Annotated in this window: 26 protein-coding genes; 13 read left to right on the top strand and 13 right to left on the bottom strand. The window is 65.8% G+C overall.

Annotated features, from left to right (window positions below):
* Positions 1 to 1,082 (top strand): DUF3560 domain-containing protein (locus tag MVA47_RS00835; RefSeq protein WP_308280449.1); only part of this gene is annotated, 1,082 nt, incomplete at its 5' end.
* A gap of 331 nt (positions 1,083 to 1,413) precedes the next feature.
* A complete protein-coding gene (locus tag MVA47_RS00830) occupies positions 1,414 to 1,572 on the top strand; it encodes a hypothetical protein (RefSeq protein ID WP_247206354.1) in 159 nt (52 codons plus the stop codon).
* A gap of 49 nt (positions 1,573 to 1,621) precedes the next feature.
* Here MVA47_RS00830 and MVA47_RS00825 read toward each other — a convergent pair whose 3' ends face one another.
* A complete protein-coding gene (locus MVA47_RS00825; protein ID WP_247206353.1) occupies positions 1,622 to 1,918 on the bottom strand; it encodes a hypothetical protein in 297 nt (98 codons plus the stop codon).
* Between the two features lie 521 nt (positions 1,919 to 2,439).
* Between MVA47_RS00825 and nrdH the strand changes: the two genes are divergently transcribed.
* The 9 genes from nrdH (at position 2,440) to MVA47_RS00780 (ending at position 6,631) form a co-directional block, all read left to right on the top strand.
* Entirely contained in the window at positions 2,440 to 2,685 is a 246-nt protein-coding gene (gene nrdH, locus MVA47_RS00820) for a glutaredoxin-like protein NrdH (RefSeq protein ID WP_247206352.1), read from the top strand.
* A gap of 48 nt (positions 2,686 to 2,733) precedes the next feature.
* Positions 2,734 to 3,333, top strand: coding sequence for a hypothetical protein (locus MVA47_RS00815; RefSeq protein ID WP_247206351.1), 600 nt, complete (start codon positions 2,734 to 2,736; stop codon positions 3,331 to 3,333).
* Between the two features lie 29 nt (positions 3,334 to 3,362).
* Positions 3,363 to 3,632, top strand: coding sequence for a hypothetical protein (locus MVA47_RS00810; protein WP_247206350.1), 270 nt, complete (start codon positions 3,363 to 3,365; stop codon positions 3,630 to 3,632).
* 40 nt (positions 3,633 to 3,672) lie between these two features.
* Positions 3,673 to 4,305, top strand: a complete 633-nt coding sequence (locus MVA47_RS00805) for a DnaB-like helicase N-terminal domain-containing protein (RefSeq protein ID WP_247206349.1) — start codon at positions 3,673 to 3,675, stop codon at positions 4,303 to 4,305.
* The gene (locus MVA47_RS00800; protein WP_247206348.1) at positions 4,302 to 4,511 is read left to right on the top strand and encodes a hypothetical protein; all 210 of its coding nucleotides are present in this window, start codon (positions 4,302 to 4,304) and stop codon (positions 4,509 to 4,511) included. The genes MVA47_RS00805 and MVA47_RS00800 overlap by 4 nt, the downstream gene beginning before the upstream one ends.
* 11 nt (positions 4,512 to 4,522) lie before the next feature.
* Positions 4,523 to 5,407 (top strand): hypothetical protein, encoded by an 885-nt coding sequence (locus MVA47_RS00795; protein WP_247206347.1) that lies wholly within the window; start codon positions 4,523 to 4,525, stop codon positions 5,405 to 5,407.
* Positions 5,404 to 5,634 carry a hypothetical protein gene (locus MVA47_RS00790; RefSeq protein ID WP_247206346.1) on the top strand — a complete coding sequence of 77 codons (231 nt, stop codon included), beginning with the start codon at positions 5,404 to 5,406 and terminating at the stop codon, positions 5,632 to 5,634. The genes MVA47_RS00795 and MVA47_RS00790 overlap by 4 nt, the downstream gene beginning before the upstream one ends.
* 46 nt (positions 5,635 to 5,680) lie before the next feature.
* Positions 5,681 to 6,256, top strand: coding sequence for a thermonuclease family protein (locus tag MVA47_RS00785; RefSeq protein ID WP_247206345.1), 576 nt, complete (start codon positions 5,681 to 5,683; stop codon positions 6,254 to 6,256).
* A gap of 69 nt (positions 6,257 to 6,325) precedes the next feature.
* Positions 6,326 to 6,631: a hypothetical protein gene (locus MVA47_RS00780; RefSeq protein ID WP_247206344.1), complete on the top strand. Its 306-nt coding sequence runs from the start codon at positions 6,326 to 6,328 to the stop codon at positions 6,629 to 6,631.
* Positions 6,632 to 6,655: 24 nt separating this feature from the next.
* On the opposite strand, the gene MVA47_RS00775 is transcribed toward MVA47_RS00780, so the two are convergent.
* From MVA47_RS00775 to MVA47_RS00765, 3 genes are all read right to left on the bottom strand, one after another.
* A complete protein-coding gene (locus MVA47_RS00775) occupies positions 6,656 to 6,997 on the bottom strand; it encodes a hypothetical protein (RefSeq protein ID WP_247206343.1) in 342 nt (113 codons plus the stop codon).
* A 74-nt stretch (positions 6,998 to 7,071) separates the two neighbouring features.
* Positions 7,072 to 7,584: an HNH endonuclease gene (locus MVA47_RS00770; protein ID WP_247206342.1), complete on the bottom strand. Its 513-nt coding sequence runs from the start codon at positions 7,582 to 7,584 to the stop codon at positions 7,072 to 7,074.
* A gap of 64 nt (positions 7,585 to 7,648) precedes the next feature.
* Positions 7,649 to 8,380, bottom strand: coding sequence for a hypothetical protein (locus MVA47_RS00765; RefSeq protein ID WP_247206341.1), 732 nt, complete (start codon positions 8,378 to 8,380; stop codon positions 7,649 to 7,651).
* A gap of 156 nt (positions 8,381 to 8,536) precedes the next feature.
* On the opposite strand from MVA47_RS00765, the gene mobF reads away from it, so the two are divergent.
* Together mobF and MVA47_RS00755 are read left to right on the top strand one after the other, a co-directional pair.
* The gene (gene mobF / locus MVA47_RS00760; RefSeq protein WP_247206340.1) at positions 8,537 to 12,421 is read left to right on the top strand and encodes a MobF family relaxase; all 3,885 of its coding nucleotides are present in this window, start codon (positions 8,537 to 8,539) and stop codon (positions 12,419 to 12,421) included.
* Positions 12,412 to 12,996, top strand: coding sequence for a hypothetical protein (locus MVA47_RS00755; protein WP_247206339.1), 585 nt, complete (start codon positions 12,412 to 12,414; stop codon positions 12,994 to 12,996). Before mobF ends, MVA47_RS00755 begins: the two co-directional genes overlap by 10 nt.
* An 827-nt stretch (positions 12,997 to 13,823) precedes the next feature.
* Here the strand turns inward: MVA47_RS00755 and MVA47_RS00750 are convergent.
* The 9 genes from MVA47_RS00750 to MVA47_RS00710 all read right to left on the bottom strand — a co-directional run bounded on the left by MVA47_RS00750 (position 13,824) and on the right by MVA47_RS00710 (position 23,816).
* Positions 13,824 to 14,405: a hypothetical protein gene (locus MVA47_RS00750; RefSeq protein ID WP_247206338.1), complete on the bottom strand. Its 582-nt coding sequence runs from the start codon at positions 14,403 to 14,405 to the stop codon at positions 13,824 to 13,826.
* Positions 14,335 to 16,215, bottom strand: a complete 1,881-nt coding sequence (locus MVA47_RS00745) for a type IV secretory system conjugative DNA transfer family protein (protein ID WP_247206337.1) — start codon at positions 16,213 to 16,215, stop codon at positions 14,335 to 14,337. Before MVA47_RS00745 ends, MVA47_RS00750 begins: the two co-directional genes overlap by 71 nt.
* A complete protein-coding gene (locus MVA47_RS00740) occupies positions 16,212 to 16,526 on the bottom strand; it encodes a hypothetical protein (RefSeq protein WP_247206336.1) in 315 nt (104 codons plus the stop codon). Before MVA47_RS00740 ends, MVA47_RS00745 begins: the two co-directional genes overlap by 4 nt.
* A complete protein-coding gene (locus MVA47_RS00735) occupies positions 16,523 to 17,188 on the bottom strand; it encodes a hypothetical protein (protein ID WP_247206335.1) in 666 nt (221 codons plus the stop codon). The genes MVA47_RS00740 and MVA47_RS00735 overlap by 4 nt, the downstream gene beginning before the upstream one ends.
* 47 nt (positions 17,189 to 17,235) lie before the next feature.
* On the bottom strand, positions 17,236 to 17,634 hold the full coding sequence (locus MVA47_RS00730) for a hypothetical protein (protein ID WP_247206334.1): 399 nt from the start codon (positions 17,632 to 17,634) through the stop codon (positions 17,236 to 17,238).
* Positions 17,631 to 18,110, bottom strand: a complete 480-nt coding sequence (locus MVA47_RS00725) for a hypothetical protein (RefSeq protein WP_247206333.1) — start codon at positions 18,108 to 18,110, stop codon at positions 17,631 to 17,633. The genes MVA47_RS00730 and MVA47_RS00725 overlap by 4 nt, the downstream gene beginning before the upstream one ends.
* Positions 18,111 to 18,145: 35 nt before the next feature.
* Entirely contained in the window at positions 18,146 to 19,825 is a 1,680-nt protein-coding gene (locus tag MVA47_RS00720) for an ATP/GTP-binding protein (RefSeq protein ID WP_247206332.1), read from the bottom strand.
* 17 nt (positions 19,826 to 19,842) lie between these two features.
* Positions 19,843 to 21,471 (bottom strand): hypothetical protein, encoded by a 1,629-nt coding sequence (locus tag MVA47_RS00715; RefSeq protein WP_247206331.1) that lies wholly within the window; start codon positions 21,469 to 21,471, stop codon positions 19,843 to 19,845.
* A 215-nt stretch (positions 21,472 to 21,686) separates the two neighbouring features.
* On the bottom strand, positions 21,687 to 23,816 hold the full coding sequence (locus tag MVA47_RS00710) for an ABC transporter permease (RefSeq protein WP_247206330.1): 2,130 nt from the start codon (positions 23,814 to 23,816) through the stop codon (positions 21,687 to 21,689).
* Positions 23,817 to 23,882: the final 66 nt, after the last annotated feature.

The following is a 23,882-nucleotide window of genomic DNA, read 5'->3' as shown; positions in this document are numbered from 1 at the left end:
CCCACCTCCAATTACCCCACACCACACAAGGAGTCACCCCCGCTATGACCATCACCATTCGCCACACCCACGCCGACGGAACCCTGGTCGAGGGCACCAGCAAAGGCGACGGCACGAACACAATTTTGAAAGCGAACGGGTTTCGCTGGTTTCGCACCCTGAGCCTGTGGGGCATCGCCGGCAGCCGCGACCGCCAGCCCAACGACTACAAGATCAACCGCGCCGCCCACGCCCTACGCGAGGCCGGCCACACCGTGACCGTCGACATCGACCGCACCCACCGGCCAGCGGCCGACGCCGAGGCCGACCGCCTGGCCCGCCAAGACGATCGCGTCGCCGCCCTGGCCGCCAAAGCCGCACGCAAGAAGAACGACGCCGAGGCGGCGTGGGCGAAGGACCGCGCCGCGACCGCTGCCCTACCGCCCGGTGGGGAGCCGATCAAGGTAGGCCACCACTCCGAACGCCGGCACCGCAATGCGATCGACAAAGCGTGGAAGACCCTCGGTCAGGCCGTGGAGGCCGAGAACACGGCCAAGGCGGTCGAGCAGCGCGCGGAGGCGGCCGCCGCAACCACCGGCCACCGCTACAACCCGGTGACCGTGGCCAACCGCATCGACACTCTCGAGGCCGAGCAGCGGGCCGATCAACGACGCCTCGACGGGCACCGCCGCACCCTGTTCACCGACGCCGCCGGCCACAAACACGAAGAGGTCACCACCCCGGCCGCCAGCCGGTACCGCGACCGGCTCACTGCCCGCATGGCCCAGCGAGCCGAGGACATCACCTACTGGACACAGGTCCGCGCCCAGCAGATCGCGGATGGTGAAGCAACCAACTACACCCGCGAGACGATCAGCGCCGGGGACCTGGTGCGCGGCCGCCACGCCGATTGGTACCGGGTCCGGCGAGCCAACCCCAAATCGGTGACCGTGGAATACCCCGCCTACGGCGGCGGCACCCTCACGCACACCATCAAATATGCCGAGCTGACCGGCCACCGCCCCGCCAACAGCACTGCGGCCCAGACCGACACCGACGACACGGAGAACACCGGCACTGCCGATGCGGAGAAGGCCGGCTAACCCCCGTTGGCCGCGCAGTGTGACGGTATGTCCGCTGCGCGGCCACACGAGTAGTCGGGCCTGCGGCCCGAACTTCGTTCCTGTGGTCACCAAGGGGCGCGCGTCTTCTCATTCTCTCAGTCCGGGGGCCCGACCGGTCAACCCACGCACCGGCGCTCTCGCCCGTTCTCCGCTGCGCTACGCCCGTGCGCTCCAACCACTTTCACACCCGCACTCGCTGCGCTCGCGTGAAAGTGGCTTCCGGCCGCCGCTGCTCTTCGGGGTTGACCGCCCACCCCGCACTGAGCGACTGCGAAGCCGACAGCGTCGCCCACAACGAGGAGAACCCATCATGACCATCACCACCGCCTACGCCGACACCAACGGAACGATCATCCTCCGAGAAGGAATCACCACCCACACCATCCGCCAGGACGGAACCAGCCAACTCGAAACCGACTGGCACCTGCCCGACGGCACACCATCAGACCCGTTCGCCGACAACAGCTAGACGCCGGCGAGGCCCCACCCGCACGGGTGGGGCCCCGTTCGCTCGTCGGCTACAGAATGTTGATCGGCGCGTTCAGATGCCACGGCGAACCGCTGTCCGCACTGCACACAGCCTCATTCCTCATGAACAATTCCGACAGCTGCGGATTCGACTTCGCAGAACCGATGCAATGATCGGCATCGCGGAACGGCCCGTATTCGTAATAGACCGCATTGTCCCACCAATACCGAGTCTTTTGCACCACGTTAATAGTGTCAGCGTGCGCAGCCGGCACCGAACCCAAGGACACCGCCACGGCGGCAACAATTCCGCCGAACCCGACTGCTATTTTCTTTCCGATATTCACCCGAACACCTTTCTTGTGCGAATCATTCAAGCTCAGCTGAGTCGAATGGACAGAAAGGGTCAGCCACATAGGGGCGCGCACAAAAGCGCACCACGAAACAACCCGCGCACACGTGCATGCGAGCGAGTTCCAACAGGGTGTCCGACGCCAATCCGACCCCAACACCCTAACCCACATGTGCGCTGTGCGCTGGGTGTTTGTCTCACCTGGCCGGTCATCCCCTGATGCGCCGATTCTGACTGGATCGGGCTGGCCCCGCGTCAAGCAGCTCCGTCGACAAAGACCCACGCGCTACCCGCCGCTGGCGCGCCGATCCGCTTATTTCGCGGCCCTTTCTCTCCTACGTAACTTGACTCGAAACCACCCCGACAGGGCGGCGCTAATATCAGGAAATGCCCACAAATGAATGCCCGAAACAATGCCTACCAATTCGCGAAAAGTGTTGCGGAACAGGGCAATAAGAAATAGAATAGACGTATCAACACATCCAGTCGCACGAAACTAATCGAGAGGCCAAAACAATGACTGAGCACACCATCACCGTGTACACCAAGCCCGCATGCGTGCAGTGCAATGCCACCTATAAAGCCCTCGACAAGAACGGCCTGGACTACACCGTCGTCGACATCACCACCAACGAGCATGCCCGCGACTACGTCATGGGCATGGGCTACCTGCAAGCGCCGGTTGTGGTGGCCGGCGACGACCACTGGTCCGGCTTCCGGCCCGACCGGATAAAGCAGCTCGCTGTTCACGCTGCCGCATGAAGCGGCGGCGCACTCACCACACCCGAACTGTTGCAGGAGGTTTGACCCATGAACGAGACCGCGATGACCGAATGGCTCGCCGCCGCCCAAGACCAGCTCGCCGTACAGATGCGGGAAACGCACCTGTACACCCAGCCCTACCGGGAGCCCACGACCGCCGCGCTGGGCGACTACGTAGCGATGCAAGAATCGATCCAGGACCTGCATCGGTTGGCACACCGCGCCGGCAGCGCGTCGATCGGTGCCACCGGACACGGACTTACCCCCGGATCACCCTATGCCGGTGGGCATCTGCACGACGCCGTCGAGACTCTGATCGCTACCCGCCAGGAGCGGCTCGCCGCCACGGGATCGAGGTCGCAGGGTCCCGAATGGGTCGATGCCTACGCGCAGCGGTATTCCGCGATCACCGAGGACCTGGTCACCGCACACCAGACGATGATCCAGGGCCACACGCCCACCGTCGAGCGGGAACAGCACCGGGTGCTGACGAACACCCACGAGATGGGCTACGCGCAGCACCCCGAACCCGTCCACTTTCAACAGCAGCCCGAGCCGATCCACTACAACCAGCTCCCAGATAACGGGCACCTGCACCGCGACAACGGCGTCCAAGGACCAAGCCACCATCGCGGCATTGAACGCTAAAACTCCCACCAACTCTCTCGGAGACCACGATGACCACAGCCCGCAGCACTTACGCCGACCGCGCCGCCCATTTCCAGGCCATCGCACAGGCCGCCCACACCGCCGGCGACCTCGAGCAGGCCGCTCACCTCGAGGCGATGGCCCAACGCGCCCACCAGGCCCACCAGGGCCGTGCGTGGCTGCACGCAGAGGGACTGCGTTATGGCAACGACGACTGCTGCACCGAATGCCACGAACACATCAGCGACCCACACGGCCCGGACTGCGTCTACGCCGACGCGGCCTACGCCACCACCTGACCCGCCCGATCGCCGCCCGATGACTGACCAGGAGGACCCCATGACGATCACCGCACACGACATGGTCACCGACAGCGAGTCGGCCGACGAGATCCCGGACGCCGAACCCACCCTGACCGTCGATCAGTTCCCCAGCCACCTGGGCGCTGACATCAGCACCGAAGACGCCATCACCACCAGCGTCGAGGCCGCGCTACTGACCGCGTTGATGTGGGCACCGAAAGACCTTGCCCAGCAGGTCCGTCAGATCATGACCGGACCCGACCGGTGGAACCCGTTCTGGAGCCCCGCGCACACCGAGATCTTCAACGCCGTGTGCAGTGTCCTCGACGAAGGTGGACCAGCGACCCCGGTCCTGGTCCAAGCCCGCCTCTACGAGACCGGCCGGCTGCCGCGCGTCGAGCAGCATTTGTTCGCGATCATCTCCCCCGTGCAGGGCCCCATGGTTGGTGGTGTGGAACTGCCGCACCTGGCCGCCAAAGTGATCGACCAGTGGTACCGCCGCGGTTATGCCGGCCTGCTGGCCCGCATGTCCCAGATCCGCGAGACCGTCAGCGTCGAAGAGCTTGCCGGGCACTGGGAAAGCCTCACAGGTCACCAGCAGCGGGCCGAAGAACTTTGGCTGACCAAACGCGACCAGCTCGCCCGCTTGCACCAGGGAGGCACCGCATGAGTACCGACTACGTGAGCGGGGGTCCGGTGTTGCGCGCGGAGGATCTGCACAAGATGGCCTGGCACATGCACTACGAGGAAGGCATGAGCTGGGAACAGATCGCCGACGAGCTCGAAGAACCCCACGCCGCCGTGCAGCGCATGGCCGCCGCCTACGAACGGCTCACCGACACTGCCGCCGCCGAGGTTCAACACACCCTGTTCTGACCCGAGACACCATGAGTTACTACGACGTTCCCGACCACACCCACATCGCTGATGTGTCCCTGCAGCGCAGCGACCGCGGTTACGCAGTGACCGCCGCCTTCGTCACCCTGCCCGACCGCGGCACCGACGAGCCGTACACCGACACCCGCACCTGGCACGTCGAATCATCAAACCTATGGCGCGATCTGGGATCCGCGGGATGGGCAATGGACCACTACGACCGACTCGTCGACGGCCACCGCATCCACGCTCAACCCAGCATCGGCAGCACCCAGACAGTGCCCGAGATGCTCGCCGTCGCCGCCAGCCGTGCACACGCCTGCGCCTCGGACTCCGAACGCCAAGCACACAACGACATCGTCGAGCTCCGCGCGCAGCTGCGCGAGTACACCCACCCCCACACCGCGCACCCCGACCCCACACTGCAACCGGCCGGCCACCACCTACTGGCCGAGCAACAGCACCTCGGCGCCGACCAGCGCCCCGCCCCACAGCACTACGAGCAACACCCCGAACCACCGGTGTTCGCCCAGCACCCCGACATCGCCCACCGGGCGCACACCCAAGCACCCGCAGGCCATTCACCACCAACGCGGCATGCAGCTCTGACCGTGGTGGAGGAACCCGAGCTGGCAGTGCGCTACCCCGACCTGTTCGCCGAGCTGACCATCGAGCAAAAGTGGTCGGTGCACAACACGATCGCCAACAACGAGATGGAGGGGTGGGAACCGACCCGCGACAACGTCGCTGACCTGATCGCCCTGACACGCGGCGACATCACCCTCGAGGAGTTTGTGCGGCGTGGCCGTCACGCCCTGGCCACCACGCGAGCATCGTCGAACCGACCGCAGCGAGGAACGAGCGCTCACCCACAACCGGACGGGAGGTCGACGTGACCGCCGAACCCAGCTACGCCGTCCGCTACCCCGACCTGTTCGCCGGCCTGACCATCGAACAGAAATGGAACGTGCACAACAACATCGCCAGCCACGTCCTCGACGGCTGGGCCCCGAACCGCGACGACATCGCTGACCTCACCGCCCTGGAACGCGGCGACATCGACGGCGACGAATACGTGCGGCGTGGACTGGCGCGTGTGGACGCCCGCTTTCCGGACGCCTGAACGCGCAAGCCCCCGTCACCCATCGAACACAGGACCCTTTTTGCACATGAACTCTCGCCACCGAGCACTCATCGCCGCGACGCTCATCGCCGCCACCCTTCTCGGAGGGTGCGCCTCAGTTGCCAACGAGGACGTCGCGTCCGTGACTGACACGGCCGTCGATGTGATGCGCGGGCAGATCCCCGACACCGCCGGACCCGAGGTGACAGTCACCCGTGTCGTCGACGGCGACACCATCGAAGTCGAGGGCCCCGACGGTGCCACGTCCACGGTCCGGCTCATCGGCGTGGACACTCCCGAAACCGTCAAACCCAACGCCCCCGTCGAATGCTTTGGGCCACAAGCGAGCGAATACACCAGCACCATCCTCACCGGCCGCGCGGTGCGACTCGAACACGACCAGACCGTCGGCGACACCGACCGCTACGACCGCACTCTGGCTTATGTGTGGACCGTCCAAGACCGGCGGTTGTTCAACCTGGCGCTCATCGAAGCCGGCGCCGCCCGCGAATACACCTACGACCGCACCCGCTACCGCTACCGCAATGCCTTCCGCGCCGCTCAGACTGACGCTCAACGCGATCGTCACGGCCTGTGGGGCCACTGCCCGACCGACAGCTAACTCTCGCCACTGTCAGACCCCTACGACACACTCACCAACACAGGCCCCAACTCACAGAAGGTGACCGACATGGCCTTGCTCGTGTTCATCGCAACCGGTGTACTGCTCGTTGCCATCCTGCTGTGGGGCATCGGATCTGGCCTGGCTCGCCTGGTCGGCATCATCATGTTCATCGACGGCATCGGCGGGATGTTCATCCGCGGCGGCGATCTCGCCAACACCCGCTTCCCCATCGAGGCCGGCATCGGTCTGGCCCTGTGGCTCGCCGGCCACTGGCTCTACGCCCTCAAACACCGTCTGTGGCGCTCACACCTTGCACTCGTGGTGTGGCGACTGCCGATCCTCTCGCTCCTGGCACCCATCCCCACCCGATAGCGCGGTCCGGGGCGAGAATCGCTCTCAGATCGGCGGGGGTGGAGACACATTGTCCCAGCCGCCCGTGAGGGTGAGGTAGATCGCGAATGCGACGAACGCGATCAACAGCAGCACGCCGCCCGTAACGAAGAGCAGTTGGAGGCGGTGGTCGCGGCGCTCTTGCGCAGGGGTGAGCCGCGGGGGAAGGACTGGGGTCACACGCCAGTCGGCAGTGTCGGTGTCGGCGAACGTTTCAAGCCATCTGTGCGCAGCACGCTGTGTCGTGAACGTTCCGAACACATTGCCGGTCGGTAGGTGCACGACCGAGACCCAGTACGGCTTGAGACGGGGATTGGTGAAGTCGGTTGCGATGTGGCTGGTGGTCATTGCTTCCTCCAAAAGGGTGTGAAGCGGTGGGCGGAGGGCCGGTGTCGTTGCCACCGGCTCATGGGTGAGAAGCGTTAGCCGCCCAACGCGAAAAGCGGTTCCTGTCCGGGCATCCCGGCACCTAACGCTTCTGAGACCGCTGTGCGGTCCCATCCGTCGACGAGGGCGGCGCGCACGGCGTGGGCGCGGGCACGCCTGGCTTGGCGGTCCAGGCCGCTGGCGCCGCGGCCCCATCCGCTGCCGCCGCCGCGGTGTTTGCGGCCCATGTCGGTGAGGTTGTCGGACTGGGTACCGATCACGACGTGACGGGAGCCCACGCGCACGCACAGTGGGTTGTCGCATTCGTGCATGGCGACCAGGCCGGCTGGCATGACTCCGTGCACGGCGGCGACGGCGAACCGTTGGGCGCGGACCACTTTCGGGCCACCGGTTCGGCCGAGCCAGAACCGTCCGTATCCGTCGTCACCGATCGCGCCGACGAACACCGCACAGTCGTGCGGGCTGGGGCCGGCGATGACGTACCGGTTGAATCGTCGGATCTCGCCGGCGTGACCGGCCGGGTCAACGACCAACCGGTGGCTGGTCACGACCCGGCCTTGACTGCAAGAGCAACCGCGATGGTGGTGTCCATGGGTGTGGTCTACCCCAGGACTACGACGCAAGTTCTGCCGGCGACTGGACCGGCTGGCTCTCGCCATTACCCGCTGCCGCCGGCGCCGGGATATGTGGCTCGCCGTCGGTGCCGCTGTGATCGGTGCTCGGCGCCGCGGCCTGGCTGTCGCTGGTGGCCTTGGATTCGTGCAGCCTGATCAGCCGGCGCACTTCGGTGTCGGGTAAGTCGGCGAGCTCGGCGAGCGCGGCGATCGTTTCACCGCGATCGCGCATCGCTGCGAGCGCGGCACCCATGCGGGTGTGTGCCTCGTCGACTTTAGTTTGGCACTTGGTTTTGGCGGCGGCGATCGCTTTGTCGCGGACTGTTTCTGCAGCCGGCACTGCTTCGGCTGCTTTGAGGACGGTGGCCAGATCGGTTTCGTTGGCTTGGTCGCGCAGTCGCTGCGCTTCGCGTTGCGCGGCGACCTTCTTCCGTGCGAGATCGCGTGCGGACATTCTTTTTCGGTGGTAGCCACCAGGGCCCTCCCTCATCTGAACCTGTGTAAGCCCCGCGATTGCCACGCGGAACTTCTTGCAGCACTCGACGCCAGTTGAATGCAGCCCCAACATTACCCGCTGACGCGGCCGTTGGGGGTTCTGGCAGACCGTTGTCGCCTGGTGGGTCGAATGGCCGGTGCGTCGGCCCCGGGGGGCCTTGCACCGTTTTTTCGCCCTGTCTGTCTCCGCTGTCTGCTGTTTGCCCGATTTTTCAATCTCGGTTCTTCGAACCATCGCCTTTCGCCATGCCCTTCGGTCATGACCTGCTTGTTTTGTCTCACAGCTTTGCTGTGGAGTGATTAGTTTTGACACACCTCTGGCAGATCTTCTGACTGTGGGGGCGGCGCGTCTCTTTCACCACGGCCGTGGCCGGGTTATGGTGCGGTGGTGATGACCCTGCACGTGCTGCATGCCGGTGACGGCTACAGCTATCTGACGGACCAGGTGGCCAGTCAGGATCGTGAGCGCGAGCGGGGTCAGGAGATGGCCGATTACTACACCGCCCATGGCACTCCCCCGGGGTTGTGGTGGGGCGATGGGCTCCTCGCGCTCGAGGACCAGCGCCTGGCCGGTGGTGTCGGCCATGACGCGTTGGCGGTCAATGGCACGGTCCGCGAAGAGCAGATGAAAGCGCTGTTCGGAGAAGCGTTGCACCCCAACGCTGATGCCCTGATCGACACCATGGTCGGCGACGGTATGAAGCCGGCAGCGGCGATCAAGACCGCCCGCTTGGGTCGCAAGTTCCCGCACTACAACAACGACATCGAGTTGGTGAAAGCCACCGAAGCGAGCATCGAATCGTTCGTGGCCACCCACCACCGACGCCCGAAAGTGGCCGAGGTCCGCGACATCGAACGCGACCACGGCCGCCGCCTGTTCACCACCGACAAAGGCCGGGCCCCGCTGACCGAGCGGGAACTGTCGTCGTGGATTGCCTTCGAGAAAGGCAAAGTGCGCCAACCCGTTGCCGGGTTCGACCTGGTGTTCACTCCCCCCAAATCGGTGTCCACGCTGTGGGCGCTCGGTGATGAGCAGACCCGTCGCACCATCGAACGCTGCCACCACGAGGCGGTCAACGACGCCCTCACCCATTTGCAGAAGGAAGCGATCTTCACCCGCTCCGGTGCCAGCGGTGAGCTGCAAGTGGACACCAAAGGGCTGATCGTGGCCCAGTTCGATCACTACGATTCCCGGGCCGGGGATCCGAACTTTCACACCCACGCCGCGGTGTCGCAGAAGGTTCAAGGCACCGACGGGGTGTGGCGGTCCATCGACTCCAAAGCCCTGCACAGGGCTGCCGTTGCGCACTCGCAGCGCTACAACGGTGCGGTGATGGACCTGGTCTGCCGCGAACTCGGTGTGGGCCGCGAGGTCCGCCACATGGGCGAAGGCCGCCAGGCCGTCATCGAGATCGCCGGCGTGCTGCCCGAGCTGCGCGAGGAGTTCTCCGGCCGCCGTACCGCCATCGAGGCCCGCTACGACGAGCTGCTGCGCACCTACCGCGACGAGCACGGATACATGCCACCCAAACGCACCATGTACCGGCTCATGCAGCAAGCCAACCTCGACACCCGCGAAGGAAAACAGGCCGGCAAGTCCCTGGCCGAGCTCCGGGAAGGGTGGCGCGAGCGCGCCCTGACTGTGCTCGGATCCGAACGCAAACTCAACCGGATGATGGACCGAATCTTGCAGCGCGAGAACGCCGTCGACCGCGAGTTCCAGGGGGTCGAGGCCGAAGCGCAGCAGGTGTCGGAGCACCTGTCCGAGCGGCGCTCATCGTGGACGATGCACTCACTGCGCGGCGCGGCCGAAGCGCACCTGGCGACCGTGGCGTTCGACGATCCACACCAGCGCAGGGCCGCGATCGACGCCGTGATCGACCATGCCCGCGCCGGTGTGGTCGCGTTGGCCACCCCCGAGTTCGCCCCCACCCCAGCGGCATTGCAACGCGCCAACGGCGAATCCCAGCTGGTGCGCCACGACGAAACACTGCTGACCACCACCGCGATTCTGGCCGCCGAAGACCGCGTGCACGCCGCGGCGAACACCCCCACCAGCCACGTCCTGACCCGCGCCCACGTCGAACACATCTGCCAGCAGTTGCAGGCCGAGAACGGCCGCGAACTCAACCCAGGCCAACGCGCCCTGGTCGACCACTTCACCGGCTCCGGTGCCCTCCTCGCCGTCGGTGTCGGCCCGGCCGGTGCCGGCAAAACCACCGCCATGTCCGCCGCGACCCGCGCGTGGGAAGCCTCCGGGCACAACGTCATCGCCCTCGCACCGTCCGCCGTTGCTGCCGACAACCTCGCCGAAGAAATCGGGGTCGAGGCCAAGACAGTTGCAGCCGTGACCTACCAATGGCGCGGTCTGCTGCCCATGCTTGGGGACGCTGGAACGATCGCCGAGGACCTGCCGATTGGGCAGGGCACCGTACTTCTCGTCGACGAAGCATCAATGATGTGCACCGCCGACTGGGACGCCCTGGTGGCCATTGCCCACGAACGCGGCGCAATCATCCGCGCCCTGGGCGACCCGGCCCAACTCGACTCCGTCGAGTCCGGTGGCCTGCTGCGTTCGCTCGCCGAATACACCTACGCCCCCGAACTCGACGAAGTCGTGCGGTTCGGCGACGACCACGTGCAAGCCCGCAACTCCATGGCATTACGCAAGGGCGATCCAGCTGCGATCGACCTGTACGCCCGACGCGGGTGGGTCCACGACGGCACCCTGGCCGAACTGAAAACACAGCTGGTGGCCGACCACATTGCCGACCTGGAAGCTGGCCGCAACAGCATCGTCCTCGCGTCGACGACCACCGATGTGCGCGAACTCAACTCGGCAATCCAGTCGATTCGCCGGGCCGACGGTGTAGCGCGCACCGGCCGCCTTGCGGGTTTGTCGGATCAAAATATGGCCGGCGTCGGGGATCTGATCGTCACCCGCTCGAACAACCGCAAACCATGGGGCCGCACCAAAGGTGGCACCCGTCCGGGCTCCTACGTCCGCAACGGCGACGTGTGGACAGTGGTCAAAGTGCACCGCGACAAGACCCTCACGGTGCGTCACCGCGACCACAAAGGCACCGTGCGCCTGCCCGGGACGTATGTCCGGGAGCACACCGAATTGGGCTATGCGATGACGATTCATCGCGCTCAGGGGTTGACCGTCGACGTCACCCGCATGCTGCACTCGGTCACCGCCGACCGCGCCGGTCTCTACGTCGGATTGACCCGTGGCCGCTCGCAAAACCATGCCTACGTGCCGCTGGATCAAGAGCTGCCCATCGACGTGGAAAAGGTCCACGTCGACGGCGTGCAACGCGCCCCCACCGCCGTGGAGCTGCTACGGGTATCGGTCGCCCGAGACAACGGGCACCGCACCGCCACCGAGGAACTCCGCGCCGCTCTGGCCGCCGCACACGACCCCGAACGCCTCTCGGTGCACTACCACGCAGGCCAACGAATCCTGCGCGACGAGTACCTCAACCGGGTCCTCGAACAAGCGCTCCCCGAAACGATTCACGTCACCATGCGTGAGGCGAACCCCGACAGCTACCACCGTCTGCGTGAACTGTTGGTGGCCGAACACGACGCCGGCGGACACCCCGTCCACCTGCTCGCCGCAGCCCTCGGCGACCACACCTCGCTCGCTGACGCGCACGACCCGGCCGCGCTCATCGCTCACCGGATCGCCAAACAGCAGACCCGCACACCACGTCCGGTCAACGATGACCCGAACCGGTTGGCGCCCCTGCCGCCGCGCCATCCCGGCATCGACGCTGAGCTGGCTGACTGGTGCCAGATTGCCGCCCACACCCACCAAGAGGCGCTCGACCGGCAGACCGATCCGCTTGCCGGCGCGCTCACCGATTACCGCCACCACCTCGAACGCATGGCTGCCGTGCGCCTGGACAGCGCACTGTCGGTGCTGCCCGACGAGGACCGGGAACACGTCCGCAACGACCCAGCCACCCAACGACTCTCAGAGGTATTGGCGCAGGCTGAGCGGGCCGGATACCCCGTCGACAAGGTCACCGCCATCGCCGGCCGCGACCTCATCGCCGCCGACCACGAACTGTCCGCCGGCGCCATCGCCGACCACATCGAACGCACCCTGCCGGTAGCCCAAGCAGTCGACCGACAACGCTGGCTCGAAGCGAACCCGACCGCCGTTCGCCAGCTACGAAGTGTCGATCTTGCCGACGAGGCGATGGCGGCATTGTCGATGAAGTGCGCGCCAGGGAACGGTTGGCGGGTGAGCAAAATGTGCACCTGATCTCTCGGTGGATTGCTCGTGCCCGCGATGACCGCAGCAGTACTGATCCCGAGTCTGACCGCGCTGCGCTGCAACAGGCATGGAGGGCACTGCACCCGGACCCGGCGGCCGGCCCTGCTGATCCTGTTGTGCCGCCGTGGCTCCCGGCGCCTCCCCTAGGCGACACGGAGTCAGCGGCGCGCTACCAGCACCTCGCCGACACCACCCGTGCGGTGGGACGCGAACTCGCTCACGAGCGCCCGTTGTGGACCGAAGCACTCGGTGACTACCCCGCCGAACCAGCCGCGCAACAACGTTGGGAACAGCTCGCGGGGCAGGCTGCCGCCTGGCGCATTGATCACGACATCGACGGCGACGAGTCGCCGCTCGGTCCTCCGCCGCCACGAGGTGCCGAGCGTGCACACTACGACGCATTGGCCCGCGACTTGGACGAGCATCGGCGGGATCTCGATCGCCAACGAGAACGTGAAGAGCGTGCCGCGGCCGCCGAACGTGCCGCTGTCGAGCATCTGCACCGGAGCCGCGATGTAGGCGGCGGTCCGACTCACGAGCGCGGCCGAGACCGCCACATGTAGCGGCGTCGCCGTCTGCTTGGCTGGCTGATCTCGTGGCGAAAGCCGTAACCGCGCTGCGAGTATCAAACGTTGTCCATAGCCGGTGTTATCCCGGCTCTGACGACGGCGCGACTCAGCTCAGTTGCCGATTTTGAAGCTGTCGCCTGAGGCGTGGTCGGTGCACTGGTAGTAACTGTCGGCGTGAGTGCGACCCCTCAACGTACGGCCAGCTGCAGCTCCACCGGTCGATGGTGAGGAACATTCCCTGCCCAGTTCGTTGGTTGTCTGCCGCCAGGTATCGGGTGGCAACATCGAGTGCTTCTTCGCACTGAATGTGGCCGCTGAGAACGATGACGGGCAGCGATTTCGTGGCGCTGGGCACCAGATCGCACATGGTGTTCGGACCAACGCCCGGCCCAGGCGCGAAGGTCACGTCATTCTCACTCTCGGCTGCACTGGTTGTTCCCGGCACCGGCACAGCTGAACTAGCTGTCGGTGAGGGTGCCACAGGAGTTGTCGCGTTGGTGTGCTCAGTGAGGGCGATCGAGACGGCGGTACTCGGTGCGGCTGTGGACGTGTCAGTGTCGGGCTGTTGGTCTGCGCACCCAGCAGCCAGGAGGGCAGCAGTGATCGTTGTGGCTGCGGCTGCGAGTGCCGTTGTGTGTCGCATCGAGTTTCTCCTTCTTTCGGTGTTGTGCACAGGGATAGGCCGACGGGAGCCGACGCTACAAAGTCTGTGGTGTGTTCCTGGCCGGGAATAACAGCACCATGACTACGCAGCAGAACGGCTCCCGCCGGTGTTCGGCACCGTCGCGCTCGGGGCGGTCGGTGCCGAGTTTGGGGCGGACTCAATCAGTGAGTCTGTGGAAAAGCTGTTGTCTCCGATCGAATTGCCAAATCGCGCCGTCGTAGGCGACGCCATTGTCGACGGTGTGGGCTGCGTCTTCGTCGATAAGTTGAGTCATCACCGCTTCCGCGAGAACGCGGGCGTCGGACTCGACCGGCCGTGTCACCAGATCAGACTGCACGACCGCACGTGCTGTGTCGCTGTGCATTGTCGCGGTCGGTCGGTCCGGTGGTCTGTGTGCGCACTTTGTCGGGCTACATACGGTGGTGTCGGCGTGGTCGGCCAGCCGTGCCAGGCACGACCACAGCTCAAGCCGGTGCCAGACGATCATCGTGTCGTGGCATCGCACCACGTCGCCGTCCCTGGTCGTGAGGGCCTGATACGCGGCGGTGTAGGACGCCATGAGTGCGGTCAGTTCTTCTACTGCGACAGGGTGGTTGGGCCAGCACGGCGGGATTTGGTGGGCGCTCAGTTCGTACCGGTCGCGGAGCCAGTCGACCCAGTCGATCAGCTCAATCCACAGTTCGGTCGCCTGCCCGGCATCGAGATGTCGCCACGTCAGCGGACCCCACATCACGCCCATCGACGCTCCTCCCCGCTGAATCGGGTTGACGACACGGGGGAACAATCTTGGCGAAATCAGCTATCGACGCCTCCACTTCCCGGCGCCACTGTTTGACTTCCCACACCGTCGGCAGGTGCACCACAAACGGTGCCGCGCCCCGGATGATCAACAGAGCGTTGTCGACAGGCATCTGCCGAATATCGCTGCCTTCCATCACGTTGCGGGTGCGTAATCGTGGCTGGTGAGTGGGGTCGGTGATTGGTTCGTACTCATCAATGGTTCCGCACAACCTCGATAGTTCCGCGAGCTCCTGGTCGCCAGAAAGCCCAGGAAGCACCAGACGGGCGGGTGGGGAATCGGTGAACAGTGCACCCGCGTCGCGGCCCCATCGCTCGACGTTCTGAACTTTGTTGTGCGCGAACGCCCATATACCGATTCCCCGGCCGCCGGAGTCGTTCATCAGGTTGGGAAGGTTCGGGATGGGGGCGACGGTGTTGACCTCATCGAGGACCAGGCGGGCCGGCGGATCGAGTCGACCACCCACCTCCAAGGCGCCGCGGTCGAGGATGTGGTGAACCTCGGCGGCGAACACCGCCACGATCGGTGCGGCTGAGTTCTTCTCACCCTTGGACACCGAGTAGATGGTGTTGGGTCCACCCAGGACCAGTTCCTCGAGGTCGACCGATTCGGACAGCGGTGTGTTCACCGATGCCATCAATTCGGGGTCGGCCAGCGGGGCCAACAACCGCGAGCAGGCTTTGTACATTTCGTCGGTCGACTTCTCTGAATCGGCGAACGCGATCTGCCGTAGAGCCGCCGCCCATACTGGATTGTGTTTTTCGAGGATCTCGATGGGTTCTTTGGCGCGCCGGTTGGCCACCCACGCCTTGACCTCCACGAGGCTGGCCCCGGCCGTGGCTGCTGCCAGCAAATACGATTGCAGCAGTGCCGCGGCCATGTCTTCCCAATAGGCGGCATCAGAGGTGCCCTCCCCCATCGGGATTGCTTGGACCAACGCCTGAGCCCGGCGCATGGCCACCTTTTCCTGCTCGCACCCCGACAGCAGCGACCACTTCAATCGGTTCGGGTAGCCGAGCAAGTTTTCCGGATCGAAGATCTCGACCCGGCCGAGTGCGGACCGGTACCGCCAGGTGGCCTCGATCAGGTCGCGTTTGGTGCTGGTGGCAAACAGGAAACCTGGTGCGTCCCAGCAGCGGTGGACCGCCAGGCGCCAGGTTTTACCCGAACCGGTGGGCCCTTCGACCAGGAAACCGTCGCGGTGCTGAGCGTAGATCGGTGAACCCGTTAGCACGTTCTTGCCCACGAGTACCGCCGCTGCCATCGCGTCGATACTGCGCACACTGCGGTCAGACAGCGACCGAAAGTCTTTGCGGGCCCGTTCCACTGCGCCTTTCTCATTCATCTGCAACCGCAGCAGTTCCCGATCATTACCGAGCCCGGACTGTGCGCCCTTTTTGCGCTGGGCCCGGTTCTGAGCGATAGATTCAGCGACCCCGGCGAGGCCGCCGGCGATGACGAAGCCGACGGCCATGCAGACCCAGGTCAGCACCGGGCCGCCAGGCGCCGGCGTCGACGGCCACTGGGCGGCCGGGTCCCCGGGTGAGGTGACGACGGCTTTGTATCCGCCGACGCCGAAGGGTCCTGCCGGCCAGGCGAAACCATGACCGGCCAGCAGCCCCGACATGGCTGCGCCGAAGGGAACGGTGGCTGTGGCCACGAACAGCACCAGGCACAGCGGGAACACCCACCAGGGGATCAGTGGTGTGCGGGGCGGCGCGGGTGTGGGTCGTCCTCCGATGGCGCTCATAGCCGGGTCCCTATCTGCGCTGTGGACAGCTGGCCGGCGGTCGCAGGTACCGGGCGGGCAGTGGGCAGGTTCGCGGCTACCTCGCGCAGGTGGGCGGCCACAGTGCGGTCTGAATCGGTGTCGGCGGCCGCGAGGATCGTCGTGGTGAAGTGGTCGGGCTCGCTACCGGCCAGGACGGCGGTCAGCGTCGCTGCGGCCGCGATCCTGCTCTGGGCTTCGGTCGCGTCGATGCCGGGGGCATCGGCCCGCCCGAACAGCTGGGAGATTTCCGCACGCAGCGCGATCCGGCGCGGGTCGACGGTGTCGGTCATGACGCGGCCGCTTCGGTGTCGTCGTCGACGAACAGGGTGTCGAGGCGCACGTCATGCCAGCTTTGGTAGCCGGGCACGCGGCATTGGGGCACGGCCGGGTTCTGCTCGGCGACGTCGACGGTGACTGCGACCTGATGGCGCGCGGCGGATGCGGCGACCGAATCAGCATCGATGTCGGGGTGGCAGGTGTGTAGCAGTAGCCGCACGGCCTCTAAACCTTGCTGTTCGCGGGCTTTGCCGGCCAGGTACACCGCTTTCTCCGCGGCCGACAGCTCGGCAGATAGATCATCGCCGGCGTCGTAAATGCTGTCGTTGGAATGGAACTCGCCGTACCAGGCTTCGGTGCCGTCGCCGTTGCAGACCGCAAAGGTACTCACTTCGGCGTCGCCGGCCGACCACAATTCGATCAGCGGTGCGTCCTGGGCGGACTCGACCACCTGGGCGGCGCGTTCGGCTACCACCCGGTCGCGGATCTCGTTGTAGTCGACGCCAAGTTGTTTGCGCATCTCGGTCTTGACCTTGGGCCACAGGGCGCGGGTATCGAGCTTGTGGGTTTTGGCCCACCCATAGAGGGCGGTGTGGGTGTCGAGGGTGCGCAGCTCGTCGGCGTGCTCGCGTACGGCCGTCTCGGCTTTGGTCCAGTCTGCTTTGGTGCTGCTCATCGGTCGGTCTCCTTGTCGGGATGGGGATGTGGTGCTTGTCTGGCGGATCAGTCGTGGTCGGCGGCGTCGGTCAAGGGCGTTGTGCGTTCGGCGTGGGCCAGCCCGAATCGGGGGGCGTGGGCGACGATGTGGTCGCAGGCGGCATCGAGGGCCCGTCGCGCTTGCCATGCAGGTTCAGAGGTGGTCACTTCGATCGCCACAAAGACTTCTCCGGCGCGCCGGGTGGGGATGATCTCGACGGCCGGCACCGCCCGCAGGTAGTCACCGATCAGTTCGGTGCACTCACGTGTGATCGACCCGATGTCGGCGGCGGTCGCCGGGACGACGAAACCATGAACGATCGCGGTGTAGCGACGCTCAGGCTCCATCGACGAGCGGACGGCAAACCGATTGATGCCGTCGACCATCATCGTCGGCGCAGCTGCACGCCGGTACATGGTGCTCATCGGGCCGAGCGCCCAGTGATCCCAGTGGCGACGGCCAGGCTGACCAGCGCCCCGAACGCGGCTGTGCCGGGAACATCACGCAGGTGTGCAGTGAGTGCCAGGTACACATACCCGGCCATGAACACCCCGGCTGCTGACACTGAGGCGGCCGCGACGTGTGATGCCCACCGATCGGCCTCGGGTGTCAGTTCGTCGGGCAGCGCCAGGGCGTTGGCCGCCAGGACGATCGCTGCGGTGAGGACCGCAACGCCAATGAGGATCTCTGGCTGGGTGAACGCGGCCATCATCTCGTTCACCGTGTGGTGCCCGGCTCGCAGCAGGTGCCCGAAGTTGCCGCCGACATCGCGGACGGTCGGTGCCGTGAGCAGTTGGAGTTCGGCCACGGCCGCTCCCGCACTAACAGCCGCTGCGAAGAAGATGCCGGCCGACCGCAACGCTGAATCGCATCGGATCGTTCTCTCAGCTGGTGTAGTCATTGTCGGATCGTCCTTTCGTTTGCGGTGCAAGAGCTTTAGGGTGTGGCGCCTTCAAGAACGTCGTTCGTATTGGTGAGGGCGATTTCGTCGGACGAGCGCATGTGCTGCATCAGGATCGGGTCGCGGTTTTTCATCACGACTAGGCACTGGCCACGGCCGAGTTGCATGAGGACGTCGCGGGTTTCCGGCGGCAGGTGGTACATGTCGCACACTGCTTCGGCATCGTCGGCGCGGCCCTGTTTGTAGAGCTTGACGATGTCGGCTTCCTGCATCAGGGCCCGCGACGGGGAATCGGCGGGGTGATCGGACAGGTGGTGAAAGGCACTGGACGTCGATAGGCCCAGGCCGCGAGAGAGTTTCATGTTGGCGCGGGCGGTGTCGCCGGTGGACCCGTCGCCCAGGGACCAGCCTTCCTCGAACACCTCGACGGTTTGGGTGCGGTTCTGTGACCGGGCAGCGAGCCGGTTCGACAGCCACGTTTGCGCGGTCGTCATCACGACCTGCACGGCTTTGCCCTGCTCAGGCAGACCGGAAATGTCGAAGTGCACGAACGGGTGCTCCAGGGCGTCGTGGACTGCTTGGCTGGTCGGGCGGTCGACCAGGCCGCGGAGCTCGCCGTCGATGAGCTCGAGCAGGGTCAACCCGGCGTCCACGCCCCATTCCAGCGAGCGGGAGGCCCACCGTTTCCCGAAGTAGCCGCCGTCGCCGAGGTTCTCCAGTATTGAGGGTGGCAGTTCGGCACCGTTGCTCACTGCCTCATACGCTGCGACGGACATGCCGGGGTCGGGGTCGAGGAGTTGGCCGGCGACCTCGACGAGCAGTGGTTCGCGGCCGGCGGCTTTGGCGCGTTCGTTCACGATCGCCAGGGCGCGGCGTACCGCGGCCCGCATTTTTGGGGTGATGGGTTGTTCCATCGTGTCTTTGAGGACCGCGAGCAGCAGGGCTTGCTGGCCGGCCGGGACGACGCCGGCCAGGCCGCCTTTGTGGCGGCCGTCGGTGGAGATGGCCGGGTCGAGCAGGTTCAGGCTCACCCCGGCCCCGTCGGGAAGGAACTCGATCGAGGGCACCTGCAAGGCGTCGGCGATCGCCCCGTACTCACCCCGGCCGCCCTGGCGTTTTTTGTCGAACACGACCACTTGCCGGTTGAGGATAAGTTGCCGGAACACACTGGTTTTCATATCCGAGGACTTGCCGGTCCCGACGTCGCCGATGTTGGTGGTGTTGACCCCGTCGATGACGCCTTCTTTGTACAACTCGAACGGGTCCAGGCGCACGATCGACTGGCCCATCAGATTCTGGCCGGTGATTAGGCCGGAATGGGCGATGGTGCGGCGGGTGGTGAATAGGTTGAGTGCTTCGGCCTGGCGGGTGGTGGTCCAGCCGCCGGCGGGGCGGCGTTCGTACCAGCCCGCCCGATCGAGCCAGCGCTGACGCTTCGGCGGCTCGCGCCGCTCCATCATCGGTGCGTAGGCACCCCACTCGTCGAGGTCGCCGCCCGCACTACCGTGGCGGGCTTGTTCTCTGAGCAGCTGCACATCGGCCAGGTCGGCGTCGTAGTGCTCCATACCGTCGTCATCGAGGTACACCGGCTCGTCGGCCTTGCCCATCACCCAGCGCGCCCAGCCGCGAATAGCTTGGCTACGGGAGCGTGCGCCGTCCTCGTCGGAATAGTAGGGCTCGTCGGGGTGGGCGTGGGTGCCGGTTCGTGTGCTCATCAGTGCGACCTTGGGGGCTAGTTGCGGGTGAACTTGGTACGGGCCAGACCGCGCCCGAGGGGCAGGGTCCAGAACAGGGCGATGTCGTGATCGTCGGTGCACCAGCGGATTTCCGGGATTGCAGAATCGCCGGCGGCGGCGGTCACCCGGTCACACGCTCGGTCGAGGTCATCAGCGTCGCGGCCGGTGACCGCGACCGCCATAGACCAGATGACGCCGTGGTAGCCGGTGCCTGCTTTGAGGTCTTCGCGTCGCCGCGCCGAGGACGAGGACAGCACTTCTTCCGAGCCGTCACTGATCTGTCCTTTTTGTTGCAGCTCAATGGCTTTGGCGGCGTCGTTGGTGGCATGTCGTTTGGTGGCCGCGCGGGCGATACGTGCGGGCACCAGGTCCATGCGGACGGCGATGGTGCGCATGGTCGGTGACGGCGGCAGGCCGTCGCCGGGATCGCCGGGATCGGGCTCGACGCGCGAGAGTAACGGGGTCAGCCATGCCGGCCCCAGCTGTACCGGCGGGATCTTGCTCGGCGGTATCACTCCGACGCGGGTGTGCCAGTACTCGTCGCGGCGGTCGGGGTCGGTGGAGGCACGTACCAGCACCGAGTCGTGGCCACCGAAAAAGGTGGGAATCCAGTTCCGCCAGCCCGCGCCCTGGTGGCGGTCCAGGGCGAAAGAGGGGTTGATCATCGCCCGCATCACCGCACATGCGCGTTGTTCGCCCAGGACGTCGACCCGGCCGAACCCGGCCGATTGCAATGCCCGTTGGATCCTGGCGGCTTCGTCGCGGATCACCTGCGCCACACCGCCTTCGGCGGTGGCGTTCTTGCTGCGGGCAATCCGGGAGGCCTCGGCCATCAGTCGCCCGTTTTCCGGGATCGCGATCGACAGATACGAATACGGCTCTTCCGACAGGGGGCGGGCGTCGTCGATGAGATGCCCGTAAGACACGATCGCCGGTTCCAGCTGCGCGGCCCGATCGGGCGGCAACTTTGCGACTTCACGCTCAAGCCACTGTTCGTGCGGATCCAGGTCGGCCGGGACCACTCGCAGCACTAGCTGCAAACTGCGGGTGAACACGGTGTCGCGGGCTGCGGCGTTGAGGACCGATTCGCTGTAGGCGGCTTGGTTTTGGGCCCACCGCTCATTCGAGCGCAGTCCTTCGGCCTGACCCTGCACCGACATGATGATCTGGAAGTACGACCGTTCCCCTGGGTTGTGGTGCCACAGAATGAACAGATCATCCAGGCCGGTCCCGGCCAGGTCGATCGGCTCGCACGCCCCCAACGCCGGCGGAAACGTCCACCCAGGATCAACCGCGGGGTCGCCGTAGTCGGGATCGGGCGCGATACCCAGAGCTGGGTCGCCGGGGGTGAGCCAGATGTGGCGGCCATCGCGCCGCCGCCACCACGTCGAGCAGCGGTGCGCGGCGATCCCGGCTAGGGATTCGTCGTTGAACAGGTTCAGCGTGGACCCGAGCGCCGCGATCACCACGGCCGCTGCCACTCCCAGCCCGAACAGCCCACCGATCATGACCATGGCCACGACTCCTGCCAGTACCCCGGCTCCACCGATCACCAGTTGCGCCACCGGCACTCCCCGCGAGGCCACCTCGCCGCCCAGGACAGAGGTCCGCACCTCTTCATGCATCGGCGCGCTCACTTGGCTGCGCCCCGGTGGCCGTTACCGGTCGGCTCTAACCTGCGGTTCATATTTGGAGTGGGGTCACTTGGTGTGGTCATTGGTCATCTCCTCCTCAGGTCAGGTGTTGTCGGGGGTGGGGGCGGAGTCGGCGGCGACACCGTGGGTACGGCTGGCGGCGTTGATCGCGGCGGCGCGGGTGCCGGCGGACGCGGCGTGGCCGGTCATCGACACGCCTTTGCCCAACCCTGATCCGGCCGCCGCCAGGAGCCGACCTGCAGCTCCGCCCTCGGGGCCCGCGAGGGCCCCGGCTTGCCGAGCGCTTTGGAGCCCTTGGAGATCCCCGACCCCATCTCGCCGCCTCCACCGCTCTTGCCGCTGTGGTGTCCACCGCTCTTGCCGGCGTGAGCGCCGGCCGCCGACGTGTTGGCGGCGTTGGTGGCTTTGTTGGCCGTCTGTGCGCCCTGGCCACCGACCGGCCCGCCGCTGCCGCTGTGGCCGCCGGCGGTGCGGGACGCTCCGATCGCTCCGCCCATGCCGGCACCGATGATTTGGCCTGATCCCCCACCGGAATCGCCCATCCGATCGGCGTCTTCGGTGTCGGGCAGAATCGGGGCCCATTTCATCATCGAGAACGGTGCGATCCCGATCACGATGAACGCCAGCGCCATCAAGGTCAGCATGCCGAGCGATTGCAGTTCCCCGGTGCCGGCCGTGGCGTTTTTCGCGGCGTCGTTGAGCAGGTCGCTGATCAGGGCGAGCATGAAAAACAGCAGCGGCACACTGAGCATCAGCGACAACAGAGTCATTGGGATCCTCAGCGCCTTTTTACGCATGGGTGGGTAGACGAAGAACGCGAACCCGATGGCCATCGCGCACGAGGCCAACGGGATTCCCACCTGATGCATCAACAGACCCACGTACAGGGCGAATCCCCCGATCGCGAGAAGCCCGAAACCGATCAGGCCCATCAAGGTTCCGCCGACCAGGGTGTCTTTGTTCACCGCTCCCAACGTGGCCGAGATGTTATTGACCAGCTCGTCGACCGAGGTTCCCATGCCGCCGACGATCGCGTCGGCCAGTGCTGCGCAGAACGCTTCGATCATGTAGGCCGCGCCGGGGGCGAACATCATCAGCGCCACCGCCAGCGGGGCATAACTCAGCGTGGCCATCAGTTCCTGGCCGCCGCCGCGGCGGGCAGCGCGGACAGTGGCCGCCAGGAACAGCACCGCGAGCACCGCGATACCCAACCCGACCGCTTTGGCGTACCAGGCAAGGAACCACTGGGCTTTGAAGTCGAAGTTTCCGACCTCAGCCAGGCCCGGTAACACGTTCTGCAGCAGGCTGATCGAGCCTTCCTTCATGGTGTTGGCCCAGTCGTCGATCACACTGCTGGGGTCGTCGATGAACTTGGCAATGGCTACCGCTCCGGTCCAGAGCATCGAGAACGCATCGACCGCTGCGGCACCGAGCTTGTAGGCCCCCGTCTCCTTGATCGCCTCATCAACCCGGTCACTCAACTCGGTATTCCGGTCGATCCACGCCGCCGTCTCGTCGAACATTTTGCCGACGTTTGTGTTCCAGTCCAGGCAGTTGTAGCGATCATTGCCGATGCTGGCTTGGTCGCAGTTGACGAAGAACGCGTGTTCGCAGTACGCCCACCCTCGTTTTTCCCCGGTGTTGCAGGGATCTTCGATCCGGTTGCGCTGCGGGTCACCGGCCTCGGCGTTGGTCCGCCGCGGGCCGTCCTCGGCGGCGGTCATGATGTCCATCGATGCCGCGTCGGGTTGCTTGGCCCACTTGAACCCCCACGTCGTGATCGCCTCACTTGTCCAGCGTTTGAGGTCGGCGGCACATACCGGTGTGGCCGAGGGGTAGAACTCAGAACGGTCGTTGGGAAAGGTTTCCTGATACCAGTCACTCGGGGGTGCCCATCCGGCGTCGGCCGCTTCTTTGGCTTTCGCTTCATCGCGTAACGCCTCAGCAGGCAGCGACTCCCCGCTGGGCAGCTCGACGTTCGACACCACCAGGCCCATCGCCTTGGCCTGGATCAGTTTGACCTTCTGATCAGCGGGTAAACCCCAGTACCGCAACGCTTCCTCGTTCGGGAACATCGCAGCCAAGTAGCCGGCGAAATCGCCGCCCTTGTCCGCGCAGACCCCTTTGAACCAGGGGCCGTTCTTGAACTCGTCGGTGCCGGCGACGAACTGATTTAACTCCGTGGGCATTCCTTTGGGGAGCTGCTTGCCGCCCGTTGTCGGCGCGACAGGCGCGGCGTCGGGTGCGGCGGCGGCCTGCCCGGCCCCCACGGTGACCAGCACCAGTGCTGCGGTCACCAGCAGCAGCGCCCGCACCCACACCGCGTGACCACCAGTACGGGCGGCCCCCGGCGAGAGCGTGTGCGGATTCGATGAAAGATG

Origin of the sequence: Williamsia sp. DF01-3, from assembly GCF_023051145.1 — a bacterium.
In the GTDB taxonomy this organism is placed as follows: Bacteria; Actinomycetota; Actinomycetes; order Mycobacteriales; family Mycobacteriaceae; genus Williamsia.
The sequence above is the reverse complement of the archived record's forward strand: the minus strand, read 5'-3'. Positions and strand labels throughout refer to the sequence as shown.